Raw genomic sequence first — 12,378 nt, forward strand, 5'->3', positions numbered from 1 at the left:
GGTACAGCTGCCCTCGGGGCTTGGGCTCAGTCGTCGAGATCGCCGATGTGGTGCTGCGCGTAGAGCTGCAGGCCGAGCTTGGCGACGAGATCGAGCTGGGTCTCGAGGAAGTCGATGTGGCCTTCCTCATCCGCCATCAGCTCCTCGAAGAGGTCGCGGGTGGGGAAGTCCTTGACCGAAGCGCAATAAGCGGCGGCTTCCTGATAGAGCGCGCGGGCTTCGGTCTCGGCGGCGAGGTCAGCCTCGAGGATTTCCTTCACGTCCTGGCCGATGCGCAGCGGATCGAGGACCTGCATGTTCGGGAAGCCGTCCAGGAAGAGGATGCGGTCCACGAACTTGTCCGCATGCACCATCTCCTCGATGGATTCGGCACGCCACTTCTTCGCCAGCGCCTTGTAGCCCCAGTTGTCCAGCATGCGGTAGTGCAGCCAGTACTGGTTGATGGCCGTCAGCTCCGAACGCAGGCCCCGGTTCAGATACTCGATGACCTTCTGGTCGCCTTTCATGTGGCTCTCCTTGGCGGCTCAAGCCGCTCTGAACATATGGAAAAGTAATTAGACCAATTCCAAACTGCGTTCAACCAATCAGCGGATGGAAATCCCGCGCGGCTCGCGCGGCGGGATCCCTCACTCGGCGGCGAGCATCCGGGTGGAAAGGTTGGCGGCAGGGCAGGTGGCGGGACATTCGGCACAGGCGCTGGCCTGCACCTGATCGAGAATGGCGCGGATCGTGCGTGCGCAGCGGCCGCACTGGGGCGAGCAGCCGAGGCATCGATAGACCTGTCCAGGCGTCGTCACTCCGGCCGTGGACGCGAGTGCGTCCCGAACCTGGCTGTCGGAGAAGACGTTGCACGAACACACAATCATGACACGCCTGTTGTTTCTTAGATTAGATCGTTTCTAAAGAGCTGATCTACTTCCCATTCTTGTCAGACATCCTCGGCTGACGTCAATGCGCGGAGGCCATCCTGAAGGTCGCAGGGACCTGTTTTTGGCGTCAACTGGCTCTCTTTTTATCTGTTCTATTTTCAGAAGACATTTGAGGTGCCGCAACTTGGGCCGACAAGCCATTGAAGGCGCGCGCCAAAATGCACCCGGCCCCGGAAAGGGCCTCGGCACGCGCTCGCAGGGATGTCAGGGCTCAGGCGCGGGGAAGCGAGACCTGGACGAGCAGGCCGGTATCGAGCCCGCGAGTCAGCGCAAGGTCGCCGCCTATGGCGCGCGCCAGGGCCCCGAGCCGGGCCAGCCGGAAGGGTCGGCCGGCGCGGCTGAAGCGGGTGGAGACGGTCGCCGCGCGTGTCGGATCGAGAGCGATGGCGATCTCTTCCTCGCTCAATGCCGCGCCTCCGTCGCGCACCTGAAGCAGCGCATTGGGAGCCGCATCGTCTGCGGTGAGGGTCACGATGACCTGCCCGCCATGGGGAGTGGCTTCCATGGCTTCCGTCAGGAGCTCGCGGGCGAGCCGGGCGAAGCCCTCCGGATTGGCGCGGGCCGTCACGTCCTCCGACAATGCCGTGCGCAGCAGCACGCCCCGCCGGCGGGCGGCGTCCGAGAGATGCGCCAGCGCGTCCGTCACCAGCGGCGAGAGCGAAACGGGCGTGACCGGCTCCGGCGGCAGCGCCAGGGCGCCGAGGTCGTCCAGCGTGTCCACCAGCGCCTGCCCCGCAGCCGCGGCGGTCTCCGCCTGCTGCTGATAACGCCGGCTGCCGACGGGCCCGTAGAGATTGCTGCGCACGCTGTCCACGAAGCCAAGCAGCACGGTGAGCGGATCGCGCAGATCGTGGGAGACCCGGCGCACGATGGCATCGACGCGCCGCGGGTCATCCGGCACGCCTGCGGGTGGAAGGGGCGCGAGCGGTTGAGGCTGTGGCTGGGCCGGAACGGGAACGGCGCTTGGCGCCTCCACCACGGCCTCGGTGCGGGTCTGGAGCACGAGGCAGAAGCGCGCCGCCGGATCGCCCGTGGTCACCAGCATCGCTTCGGCCTGCTCCTCCGTGCCGAGCCGATGGCGCAGCGTGAGCGGCGCACTCTGCGCACCCTTGCCGGCGGCCGCGGCATCAAGCATGGCCACGGCCTGCACATGGCATCCGGGCGCCAGAAGGATGGTGAAGGGCTCGCCCTCCAGATCATCGGCGGTAAAGCCGCAGGCGTCCGCTGCCGCCGTATTGGCCATTTCCACCGTTCCGTCGCGGTCGAGCAGCAGGACGGGATAGGGAATGAAATCGAGCGCCTGCCGACGGGCGGCCGACCGCTCGACGCGCATCTGTACGCCGCTGGCGGGGCCTCTGGGACTTTCGGGCGATGCCGCCGCGGCCGCCGGTGCCCCCTCGATCGGACGGATGACGTGGACGAGCGCCGGCCGCCCGCTCCAGGGCGAGGCGACGAGGCGCACCTCGACCGGCAGGCGGTCGCCATGCAGGGTTTCGAGATCGAGGCCGCCATGGCGGGAATCGCGCACGAGCCGGGGCGACAGGCCGCCGGTCGCGACAAATTCGGCCGTGTCGCGTACGCCCAGCCAGCCGAGCAGTGTCTTGTTGGTGCGCACGGTCTTGCCGCCCTGCTGCACCACGATGCCGATGGGCAGGCGGTCGAGCAGATGATCCTCGCCTTCGGCCTGTGCCCCGGAGGCAGTGCCTGCGTCCGGCTCGCGCAGCGGCTCGGTCTCGTCGAGCTCCGGCCGCGCCTCGGTGGCCGCTTTCGGCCATTCCTCGATGGCCTCGCTCAAGGTGCGGGCGATCTCATGGAAGGCGGAACGCTCGCGCGGCGTGAGGCTGCCGCCGTGCAGCGGCACCACGTTGAAATGCTGGGCTTCAGCATCCGAGCCGGCGGGCGCCTCGTCCTGCGGCTCTGCCCCCCAGAGGAGGCCGAAGCCACGCGTGCCCCGGCGCTGACGCGCCTGATCGAACAGCGGCACGCCGCCGAACTCGATGCGCCGCGCAGGATGCCCGCCGGTGCGGAGCGTCAGGCCGAAGAAGCTGCCCCCGGTGCGCAATGCCGCACGCATCGGGCCGGCATCGGCGATGAGACCCACATCCTCCAGTTCCTGGAAGTCCCGGCCGACCCAGTCGCCCTCGGTGCCGCCCAATGCTTCGGGCAGTTCAGGGGAGATCCGCATCAGCCGGCCGGCGGCGTCCATCTGCCAGGAGAAGCGCAGGCACCGGCCATCGGCGTCGCGGCCATATTGCGGGATGACGGCTGGCAGCCCGCTGCGGGGCGGCAGGGCGCGGGTGGCCCGTCCGCCCTCGGCCAGCGCCAGCGGGTCGGCGAACAGCACCACATGGCCGGCAGGGGAATGGATGCCGATGCAGGCGAAGGGCAGGGGCGTCTGGGTGCCGGGCAGGCGAACGCGCTCAAGCCGCGGGGCGCGGCGCAGCGACATTGCGACGCGCTTGGCAACGATCTTGACGCTGAGAGGCGCTTCCGCACCCGTCTCCACGCCGAAGGCGGCACAGGCGGGCGTCGCGGCCACCACGCGCAGGTCCGGCAGCAGCACCACGAAGGACGGAAGGTCCTCCCGGGTCAGCGGCGCAAAGAGCGCTTCCTGGTGGGGCGGCATGCGTTGCGTCTGCTCGCTCATGGCCTCGCTGGCGGTTTCAGGGGGCGAAGTCCGAATGATTCCCTGCTAGCGCGCGTGGATCGCCCGAGACTTGCCGGCGAAAGATTAACATGACGCCAATCGGCGCGGTGTCGTCGAAATGTTTCAACTTGCAGTGCATAGGGATTAACTGCCTAAAATCAGCCGGGGTGCATTTTCTGCCCTCCCTGCCCGAGGAGTAACCACATGACGCCGAAATTCGGTCCCGATCTGGAGTTGCCCACGGAGTTGAAGGCCATCGCTGAAAAGAACGTGGCCCAGGCGCGTCAGGCGTTCGATACGCTGTTCGATGCCGCCCGCACGGCCGTGGGCGAGTCCGAGGGGCGCCTTGAGGAGGTCCGCTCGAACATGAAGGGGCTGCGCCAGAAGACCCTCGGCCTCGTCGAGACCAATATCAATGCCGGCTTCGATTTCCTGAACAAGCTCGTGCAGGCCAAGAGCCCGCAGGAGGTTCTGGCGCTGCAGAGCGAATTCCTGACCCGTCAGATGCAGGCGCTGTCCGAGCAGGCCGCTTCCCTCGGCAGCGATGCCCGCTCGCTGGGCGAGAGCACGGTGCGCAGCCTCGACGAGCATGCCAAGGCGCTCGCGGAGCGGGTGAAGGCGCTGGGCACGCTCGCGACCCAGCACGCCCAGTCGGCGGCGGCCGATGTGCAGGCGGCCGGCAAGGCGGCGCAGTCCGACGTGCAGGCTACGGCCGAACATGCGGCGGAGAACATCCAGCAGCCCTACAATCCGAACCAGACCTACTGAGAGCGCGCACCGCTCGCGGGTCTCGGCGCGCCGCGCGATTGTGCGGCGCAAAAATTTCTTTGCACTTTTAGTTGCAGTGCGTTACATTCCGCCCAAGTCTAGCGGTGTGGAGCCGCTGTGCGTTGCACCATGTCCTGCGGTTCAGGCCGTGTGACACGGAGCTGCGTAGCCATAATCGACTTTTTAGCGCTCCGAGGAAACCATGACCGACGCCTTCAAAGCCTTTCAGGATCAGTTCACTTCTGCCTTCAAGCCGATGGACGTGCCGGCCGCGTTCCGCGACTTCGCGGAGAAGGGCGTGCAGAGCTATCGCGAGGGCTTCGAGAAGCTGAAGGCTTCCGCCGAACAGACGTCCGATCTGCTCGAAGGAACCTATTCCACGGCCACCAAGGGTGTCGCGGAATACAACCTGAAGTCGCTGGAAATCCTGCGCACGAACATCAATTCGGCTTTCGACTTCTGCGCCTCCGTGCTGGCGGCGAAGAATGCCGCCGAGGCCGTCGAGCTGTCGTCCTCGCACCTGCGCACCCAGTTCGAGACCCTGTCGGAGCAGGCCAAGGAACTCGCCGCTCTGGCGCAGAAGGTGGCCGCCGAGAGCTCCGAGCCGATCAAGGCCGGCGTCGAGAAGACCCTGCGTACCGGCGCCTGATCGCCGTACGTCGAGACTGCCATTCGAGAGCGCCCTTCGGGGCGCTCTTTTCGTTTGCAAGGACGGGCATGGCTTGCCAAGAGCCCGCGTCCGCGCCAGATGCTACGGCAAGGCCGCGCCGCGCGCGGCGTGATCGCCCGGTCCGAGCGGGCGTGCCAGCGAGTGCCCATGCGTGCCATCGAAACCTATTCGCCGCTTCTGATCATCGGTCCCTCCTGGGTCGGTGACATGGTGATGGCGGCGAGCCTCGTCGCGAGCCTCAGGGCGCAGGAGCCGGGCCGGCCCATCGATGTCATGGCCCCGCCGGCGGCGCTGCCCATCGCCCGGCTCATTCCTGGCGTGCGGCGGACCATCCCGCTGGGGCTCGGCCATGGGCAGTTCGGCCTCATGGCCCGCTGGCGGGCGGGGCGGGCGCTCCGCAGCGAAGGGTACGGCAAGGCGATCATCCTGCCGCGGGCCTTCAAGGCCGCGATCCCGCCCTTCGCTGCTGGCATTCCCGTGCGCATCGGCTATGCGGCCGAGGGGCGCAGCATCCTGCTCACGGACGCGCGTTCGGATTCCCAGCGCAAGACGGCGCGGACCATTGACCGTTTCGTGGCCCTCGGCTCGCCGGAAGGGGCGGCCCCCGCGTCCGAGCGGCCCGTCCTGGTGCTACCCGAGGAGGAGCGGCGCGCGGTCGCGGAGAAGTTCCCGCTGGCCGGCGAGGGGCCCGTGATGGCGCTCTGCCCCGGCGCGGAATACGGGCCCGCCAAGCGCTGGCCCACCGCAAAGTTCGCGACCCTCGCCGCGCAGGCCCATGCCGCCGGCTACCAGTTGCGGGTGCTGGGCGGCCCCAAGGATGCGCCGCTGGCGCAGGAGATCGTCGCAAAGGCCGGCGTGCCGGTGGAGGATCTGACGGGGCGCACCTCGCTCATCGAGGCAGCCGGCATTCTGGCGGCCGCCGACGTTGTAGTCTCCAACGATTCCGGGCTCATGCACGTGGCCGGCGCGCTCGATCGGCCGCTCGTGGTGCTCTACGGATCGTCTTCCGAGAAGATGACGCCGCCCACAGGCCCCCGCTCGACCGTCGTGTCTCACGACCTGCCCTGCCGTCCCTGCTTCAAGCGGGAATGCCCGCTCGGGACGCTCGCCTGTTTCGAGGCCATCAGCCCGCAGGAAGTGCTGGCCGCCGCCATGGCGGTGCAGGGATGAGCGTCCGGCTGCCATGAAGGTTCTGGTCATCAAGCTCTCCTCGCTGGGCGATGTGGTGCACACCTTCCCGGCGGTCACGGACGCGGCTCGCCGCCTGCCCGGGCTCGTGCTGGACTGGGCGGTGGAAGACGCCTTCGTGCCGCTGGTGAAGCTGCACCCTGCCGTGCGCCGGGCCATTCCCGTGCCGCTGCGGCGCCTCAAGAAGAAGCCGCTCGCCGCCTTCCGGAGCGGCGAGGCGCAGGCGGTGGGCGCGGCGCTGAAAGCCGAGCGCTATGACGTGGTCATCGATGCGCAGGGCCTCATGAAGAGCGCCGCCGTCGGCCTCTTCACCCACGGCCGGCGCCATGGCTTCGATCGCGCCACCGCGCGCGAAGGGCTCGCCAGCCTCACCTATGCCAAGGGCCATCATCTGCCGGAGCGCGAGCATATGGCTCTGCGCATCCGCAAGCTGTTCGCTGGCGCGCTCGGCTACAGCCTCGATGGGCTGGAGGCGGACGCGGGGCTAGTCACGGCGCCGCCGCCCGCCGGGCCGCCCTATTGGGTGTTCCTGCATGGCACGACCTGGGGCACCAAGACCTGGACCGTGAGACACTGGCGGGAACTTGCCGCCCGTGCGGCCCGGGCCGGACGTGAGGTGAAGATCTTCGCCCACGGCGCGCAGGAGGAAGAGCGGGCCTCTGCCATCGCTGCCGAGCTGCCGAATGTGGAGCGGATGCCGCCCCTCGGCCTCGACGCGGTGGCACCCGTGCTGGCCGGTGCGGAGGCGGTGGTGACGGTGGATACGGGCCTTGGGCATCTGGCTGCGGCGCTGGGCGTGCCCACCGTCGGCCTTTATGGGCCGACCAATCCGCGCCTTACCGGCCTTTATGGTCCGAAAGTGCTGGAGCTGCGCTCCCTGCGCGACTGCGCCCCGTGCGAGAAGCAGACCTGCCGCATTGCGCCCGACCGCGCCGAGGGACCGCCCTGCCTTGCGGACTTCACCGGCCGCGACATCTGGCGGGCCATCAGCCTGCTGCGGCTCGGCCATGCCGACGCCATGGACAAGATGTGAGGGCGGAGGGATAAGAGGCGCGTTTCAAACGAGGCCGAGTTCCCGATGTCCCATTCTGCCGCCGGTGCCCGCGATACCATTCTCGTGACCGGAGGTGCCGGCTTCATCGGCTCCAACATGGCCCGCGCTTTCGCCGAAGATGGCCGCCGCGTGGTGGTCGCCGACTGGCTGGAGGATGGCCCGAAGTGGCGGAACATCGCCGACATCGCCCTCGATGACGTGATCCGCCCCGAGGCCATCACGTCGTTCGTGGAGCGCGAGTCGGGCCGGCTCGCCGGCATCATCCACATGGGCGCCATCTCGGCCACCACGGAGCGGGACGGGGACAAGATCGTCGCCCGCAACATCCGCCCAACGCTCGATCTGTGGGACCAATGCGCCCGCAAGGGCCTGCCCTTCATCTATGCCTCCTCCGGCGCCACCTATGGCGACGGCACGCGCGGCTTTGCCGATGACGAAAGCCCGGCGGCGCTTGGGCAGCTGGCGCCGCTCAATGCCTATGGCTGGTCGAAGCTGATGGCGGACCGGCGCTTCATCGCCGATGTGCGCGCCGGCCGGCCCCGCCCGCCGCAATGGGCGGGCCTGCGCTTCTTCAACGTCTATGGGCCCGGCGAGGCGCACAAGGGCGACATGCGCTCGGTCATTCACAAGATCTACCCCACCGCCGCCAAGGGCGAGGCGGTGACCCTCTTCAAGTCGCATCATCCGGGCTACACGGACGGTGGTCAGTTGCGCGACTTCATCTATGTGAAGGATTGCGTGAGTGTCGCCCTCTGGCTCATTGAAAATCCGCACGTTTCCGGAATTTTCAACGTGGGCACGGGGGCCGCGCGCTCGTTCGCGGATCTCGCCCGCGCGGTGTTCTCCGCCGCTGGCCAGCCCGAGCGCATCACCTATATCGACATGCCGGAGGCGCTCCAGGGTGCCTACCAGTATTTCACGCAGGCGGATGTCTCGAAGCTCCGGGCAGCCGGCTACGCCAAGCCCTTCACCAGCCTTGAGGATGGCGTCGCCGATTATGTGACGCGCCATCTGCGTGGCGCCAACGCGGCCTGAGCGGGGAAGAAAATGCTCGCCGAAACCCAGCTCGCGCCCATCGCCGTCATCGGCGACGTGATGGTGGACCGCTACATCACCGGCTCCGTCTCGCGCATCTCTCCGGAAGCGCCGGTGCCGGTGCTCGTCCATGGCGCCGAACGCATCGTGCCCGGTGGCGCGGCCAACGTCGCCGCCAATGCCGCCGCCCTCGGGGCGCCTGTGCTCCTCGTGGGTCTTGTCGGAGAGGACGAGGCGGCGAGCCAATTGGCCGATGCGCTCGCCACCTATCCGGGCATCAGCCTCGCGCACATGGTGGTGGACGCCAAGCGGCCCACCATCACCAAGACGCGGGTGATGAGCGGGCGCCAGCAGATCGTGCGCATCGACGCGGAGGTGACGCGGGCCTGCGACGCTGCCGAGGAGGCGGCGCTGATTGGCGCGGCGGAAGCGGCCATCGCCAAGGCGGGTGTCGTGGTGCTCTCCGATTATGCCAAGGGCGTGCTGAGCGATGCGGTGATCGCCGCCGCCATGGCTGCGGCCAAGGCGCGCAATGTGCCGGTGATCGTCGATCCCAAGCGCCGCACCTTCGAGGCCTATCGCGGCGCCACTCTTGTGACGCCCAATCGCCGGGAACTGGCCGAGGCCACCGGCCTGCCGGACGAGACGGATGCGGACGCCGCCCGCGCGGCGGAGGCGGCCGGTCGCCAGTTCGGCGGCGATGTACTGGTGACGCGGGCCGAGAAGGGCATGACGCTCTGGCGGCAGGATGGGCGCGTGCTCCATGTGCCGGCCGAGGCGCGCGAGGTGTTCGACGTCTCGGGCGCGGGCGATACGGCATTGGCCGCTCTCGCCGTTTCGCTCGCCGGCGGGCAGAGCCTGGAGGCGAGCGTCGGCATCGCCAATGCGGCCGCCGCGCTGGCCGTCGCGAAGCTCGGAACCGCCGTCGTGACGCGCGCGGAACTCAGGGCCGCGCTGGAGCGCACGGCGGCGCAGATCGCACCGCCCGGTGCGCTCGTCTCCCGCGAGGATGCCTGCGCGGTGGTCGCCGCCTGGAAGGCGCAGGGGCTGCGGGTGGTCTTCACCAACGGCTGCTTCGATCTCGTCCACCCCGGCCATGTGAGCCTGCTGGAACAGTCGGCCGCGCAGGGGGACCGTCTGGTGGTGGCGCTGAACACGGATGCCTCCGTCCGCCGCCTCAAGGGGCCGAGCCGCCCGCTTCAGGACGAGCAGGCGCGGGCGCGGGTGATGGGCGCCATGCGCTGCGTCGATCTCGTCGTGCTGTTCGACGAGGAAACGCCGCTCGAAACCATCAAGGCGCTGCTGCCGGACGTGCTGGTGAAGGGCGCCGATTACGCCCCGCACGAGGTGGTTGGGGCCGACGTGGTGACGGCAAACGGCGGCGAACTGGTGCTTGTGGATCTGGTGGCCGGCAAGTCCACCTCCAGCCTCGTTGCCAAGGCGCGGACCTGAAAAATCCGCCTCAATTTATTGATCTGAAAAGAGAACGCCCCGAACCATCCGGCTCGGGGCGTCTTCATGTGATGCGTCAGAGCAAGAGGCTCAGGCGGCGCAATAAGCGATCACGCGGCGGATGAAGGCCTCGCAGGCATCGAGCTGGTTCTTCTCGAGATATTCATCCGGCTGGTGCGCCTGGACGATGGAGCCGGGGCCGCACACCACGGTCGGGATGCCGGCCATTTCCACGAACAGGCCAGCTTCCGTGCCGTAGGCGACCTTGGCGTGATCGTTGCGGCCGGCGAAGTGCTTCGCCAGCACGGCCACGGGCGCGTCCGGCGAGGTGGAGAGGCCCGGAAATGCGCTCTTCAGCTTGAACTCGATGCCGGTGTGGGGCGCCTTGGCCTTCATCCCCGGCTCCAGCGTGTCCGTGGCATAAGCGATGATTTCGCCGGTCAGCGCCTCCACGTCGTCCTCGGGCAGGGCCCGGACTTCCCAGTCGATCGTCGCCAGTTCCGGCACGATGTTGAGGGCGGTGCCGCCATGGAAGGTGCCCACGTGGGCGGTGCTGTGGGGGATGTCGTAGAGGTCGTCCCGCCGGCCTTCCGCCGCCAGACGATCGCTGAGATCGGCCACCTTGGCCACCAGGCGGCCGCCCGCCTCCACGGCATTCACCAGTTCCGGCGCGCGGGAGGAATGGCCGCCGGCGCCGGTGATGACCGTGGCGTAGCTCTTCTTGCCCTTGTGCCCGACCACCACCTGCATGCTGGTGGGCTCGCCGACGATGCAGGCCTCCGGCTTGTAGCCGTTGGCCACCATGTGCTCGATCAGCGGGCGCACGCCGACGCAGCCCACTTCCTCGTCATAGGAGATGGCGAAGTGGATCGGCTTCTTGAGCGGCTGGGCCTTCATCTCCGCCACCATGCCGAGGCAGACGGCGAGGAAGCCCTTCATGTCGCAGGTGCCGCGCCCATAGAGCTTGCCGTCGCGCTCGGTGACGGTGAAGGGATCCGACGTCCATTCCTGCCCGTCCACCGGCACGGTGTCGGTGTGGCCGGACAGGACAATGCCGGGCACGTCGCGCGGGCCGAGTGTGGTGATGAGGCTCGCCTTCTTTTCTTCCGTGTTCTCCACGCGCTCGAAGAAGATGCCTTCGGCGGTCAGGAACTCTTCCACCGCCTCGATCAGCGGCAGGTTGGAATTGCGGCTCGTCGTATCGAACGAAATCAGGCGCGCCAGCCAGTCGAGGGTCTGGGGATTGGGCATCGCGCGGAAACTCCGGGAAGGTTCTCTAAAGGGAAGGTTCTCGTGGGCGACGGATGCGACTCCAGCGCAACTCTGCCGCATTGCACACATATACCCCCTTTCGGAGCGGCGCAGCCCATTTGTCCGGGGCGATGCGGTGGATTGCGGGCGCGGAGCGCCTGCCATGTCGGGAGACGGTTGTCCGCCTCTCGGCGGTGCCATAAGAGCAGATCGCGCGCCGGCGCGGGGGAGAGGCATGGCGAGGATCACCCTGGTTCTGGGAGGCGCCCGTTCGGGCAAAAGCCGCCATGCCGAGGGGCTGGTGGAGGCGCTCCCCGCCCCATGGGCCTATATGGCCACCGCCCAGGCCTTCGATGCCGAGATGGAGGCGCGCATCGCGCTTCATCGCGACCGCCGGGGCGCGGGCTGGCAGACCTTCGACACGCCGCTCGAGCTGGCCGAGGCCCTTGACGGCCTGCCCCCAAAGATGCCCGCCCTCGTGGACTGCCTCACCCTCTGGCTCACCAACCATATGCTGGCCGAGCACGATGTGGAGGCGGAAGCCGCGCGGCTCGTCGCCGCCGTGGCCCGGCGCCCGGCGCCTGTGGTGCTCGTGGCCAATGAGGTGGGGCTCGGCATCGTTCCCGACAATGCGCTGGCACGACGGTTCCGCGATGCCGCCGGCCGTCTCAATCAGCAGTTGGCAGACAAGGCCGACCGGGTGGTGTTCCTGGTCGCCGGGCTGCCCATGACGGTGAAAGACCAATGATCAACGAACCCATCGATCCGCGCGATGCCGAGCGGCACCGGGCCAAGATGGCCAAGCGCAAGGCCGTGCAGGATGCCGAGGTGGCGTCCAAGAATATCGAGAAGGGCCTGCTGATCGTCCACAGCGGCCCCGGCAAGGGCAAGAGCACGGCCGCCTTCGGCCTTGCCCTGCGCATGCTGGGCTATGGGCGAACGGTTGGCATCGTGCAGTTCATCAAGGGGGCCTGGCACACGGGCGAGAAGGATGCCTTCGCGGCCTTCGGCAATCGCGTGAAGTGGCACACCATGGGCGAGGGTTTCACCTGGGAGACGCAGGATCTCGCCCGTGACAAGGCGGCCGCGGAACGCGCCTTCGACAAGGCCCGTGAGCTGATGGACGACCCGGCCGTTTCGCTGGTCATCCTCGACGAGCTGAACATCGCCTTGCGCTACGAATATCTCGACCTCAATGACGTGATTGACGTGCTGACCTCTCGCCGGCCGGACCTGCACGTGGTCATCACCGGCCGCAACGCGAAGCCGGCGCTGATCGAGGCGGCCGATCTCGTCACCGAGATGCAGTTGGTGAAGCACCATTTCGCGGCCGGCGTGAAGGCGCAGGTCGGCATCGAGTTCTGAGCGCGTCGACAGGAGCGGG

General features: G+C 68.1%; 12 protein-coding genes. 8 read left to right on the forward strand and 4 right to left on the reverse strand.

What is annotated here, in order from left to right:
• Positions 1–26: 26 nt before the first annotated feature.
• From bfr to AZC_RS11630, 3 genes are all read right to left on the reverse strand, one after another.
• A complete protein-coding gene (gene bfr / locus AZC_RS11625) occupies positions 27–506 on the reverse strand; it encodes a bacterioferritin (protein ID WP_012170773.1) in 480 nt (159 codons plus the stop codon).
• 120 nt (positions 507–626) lie between these two features.
• Positions 627–866, reverse strand: a complete 240-nt coding sequence (locus AZC_RS25010; RefSeq protein ID WP_012170774.1) for a (2Fe-2S)-binding protein — start codon at positions 864–866, stop codon at positions 627–629.
• A 274-nt stretch (positions 867–1,140) separates the two neighbouring features.
• Positions 1,141–3,576 carry a sensor histidine kinase gene (locus tag AZC_RS11630; protein ID WP_012170775.1) on the reverse strand — a complete coding sequence of 812 codons (2,436 nt, stop codon included), beginning with the start codon at positions 3,574–3,576 and terminating at the stop codon, positions 1,141–1,143.
• A 204-nt stretch (positions 3,577–3,780) separates the two neighbouring features.
• On the opposite strand from AZC_RS11630, the gene AZC_RS11635 reads away from it, so the two are divergent.
• From AZC_RS11635 to rfaE1, 6 genes are all read left to right on the forward strand, one after another.
• On the forward strand, positions 3,781–4,344 hold the full coding sequence (locus AZC_RS11635; protein ID WP_012170776.1) for a phasin family protein: 564 nt from the start codon (positions 3,781–3,783) through the stop codon (positions 4,342–4,344).
• A 202-nt stretch (positions 4,345–4,546) separates the two neighbouring features.
• Positions 4,547–4,993 (forward strand): phasin, encoded by a 447-nt coding sequence (locus AZC_RS11640; protein WP_012170777.1) that lies wholly within the window; start codon positions 4,547–4,549, stop codon positions 4,991–4,993.
• Positions 4,994–5,161: 168 nt separating this feature from the next.
• The gene (waaF, locus tag AZC_RS11645; RefSeq protein WP_043879257.1) at positions 5,162–6,184 is read left to right on the forward strand and encodes a lipopolysaccharide heptosyltransferase II; all 1,023 of its coding nucleotides are present in this window, start codon (positions 5,162–5,164) and stop codon (positions 6,182–6,184) included.
• A 13-nt stretch (positions 6,185–6,197) separates the two neighbouring features.
• Positions 6,198–7,235, forward strand: a complete 1,038-nt coding sequence (gene waaC, locus AZC_RS11650; protein WP_012170779.1) for a lipopolysaccharide heptosyltransferase I — start codon at positions 6,198–6,200, stop codon at positions 7,233–7,235.
• Positions 7,236–7,280: 45 nt separating this feature from the next.
• Positions 7,281–8,291, forward strand: coding sequence for an ADP-glyceromanno-heptose 6-epimerase (gene rfaD / locus AZC_RS11655; protein WP_012170780.1), 1,011 nt, complete (start codon positions 7,281–7,283; stop codon positions 8,289–8,291).
• Positions 8,292–8,303: 12 nt separating this feature from the next.
• Positions 8,304–9,743: a D-glycero-beta-D-manno-heptose-7-phosphate kinase gene (gene rfaE1, locus AZC_RS11660; protein ID WP_012170781.1), complete on the forward strand. Its 1,440-nt coding sequence runs from the start codon at positions 8,304–8,306 to the stop codon at positions 9,741–9,743.
• Positions 9,744–9,833: 90 nt separating this feature from the next.
• Here rfaE1 and argE read toward each other — a convergent pair whose 3' ends face one another.
• Complete coding sequence (argE, locus tag AZC_RS11665; protein ID WP_043879258.1) at positions 9,834–10,994, reverse strand: acetylornithine deacetylase; 1,161 nt, start codon at positions 10,992–10,994, stop codon at positions 9,834–9,836.
• A gap of 235 nt (positions 10,995–11,229) precedes the next feature.
• Here argE and cobU point away from each other — a divergent pair, with 235 nt between their 5' ends.
• Positions 11,230–11,742, forward strand: coding sequence for a bifunctional adenosylcobinamide kinase/adenosylcobinamide-phosphate guanylyltransferase (gene cobU / locus AZC_RS11670; protein WP_043879259.1), 513 nt, complete (start codon positions 11,230–11,232; stop codon positions 11,740–11,742).
• Positions 11,739–12,359, forward strand: coding sequence for a cob(I)yrinic acid a,c-diamide adenosyltransferase (gene cobO / locus AZC_RS11675; protein ID WP_012170784.1), 621 nt, complete (start codon positions 11,739–11,741; stop codon positions 12,357–12,359). The genes cobU and cobO overlap by 4 nt, the downstream gene beginning before the upstream one ends.
• The last annotated feature ends 19 nt before the right edge of the window (positions 12,360–12,378 follow it).

It is taken from the genome of Azorhizobium caulinodans ORS 571 (assembly GCF_000010525.1).
GTDB classification, from domain to species: Bacteria; Pseudomonadota; Alphaproteobacteria; order Rhizobiales; family Xanthobacteraceae; genus Azorhizobium; species Azorhizobium caulinodans.

Coding starts and splice junctions, on each gene's coding strand:
- waaF (WP_043879257.1), top strand. CDS start 5,162: ATGCGTGCCATCGAAACCTATTCGCCGCTTCTGATCATCGGTCCCTCC.
- rfaD (WP_012170780.1), top strand. CDS start 7,281: ATGTCCCATTCTGCCGCCGGTGCCCGCGATACCATTCTCGTGACCGGA.
- AZC_RS11630 (WP_012170775.1), bottom strand. CDS start 3,576: ATGAGCGAGCAGACGCAACGCATGCCGCCCCACCAGGAAGCGCTCTTT.
- rfaE1 (WP_012170781.1), top strand. CDS start 8,304: ATGCTCGCCGAAACCCAGCTCGCGCCCATCGCCGTCATCGGCGACGTG.
- bfr (WP_012170773.1), bottom strand. CDS start 506: ATGAAAGGCGACCAGAAGGTCATCGAGTATCTGAACCGGGGCCTGCGT.
- waaC (WP_012170779.1), top strand. CDS start 6,198: ATGAAGGTTCTGGTCATCAAGCTCTCCTCGCTGGGCGATGTGGTGCAC.
- AZC_RS11635 (WP_012170776.1), top strand. CDS start 3,781: ATGACGCCGAAATTCGGTCCCGATCTGGAGTTGCCCACGGAGTTGAAG.
- AZC_RS25010 (WP_012170774.1), bottom strand. CDS start 866: ATGATTGTGTGTTCGTGCAACGTCTTCTCCGACAGCCAGGTTCGGGAC.
- AZC_RS11640 (WP_012170777.1), top strand. CDS start 4,547: ATGACCGACGCCTTCAAAGCCTTTCAGGATCAGTTCACTTCTGCCTTC.
- cobU (WP_043879259.1), top strand. CDS start 11,230: ATGGCGAGGATCACCCTGGTTCTGGGAGGCGCCCGTTCGGGCAAAAGC.
- cobO (WP_012170784.1), top strand. CDS start 11,739: ATGATCAACGAACCCATCGATCCGCGCGATGCCGAGCGGCACCGGGCC.
- argE (WP_043879258.1), bottom strand. CDS start 10,994: ATGCCCAATCCCCAGACCCTCGACTGGCTGGCGCGCCTGATTTCGTTC.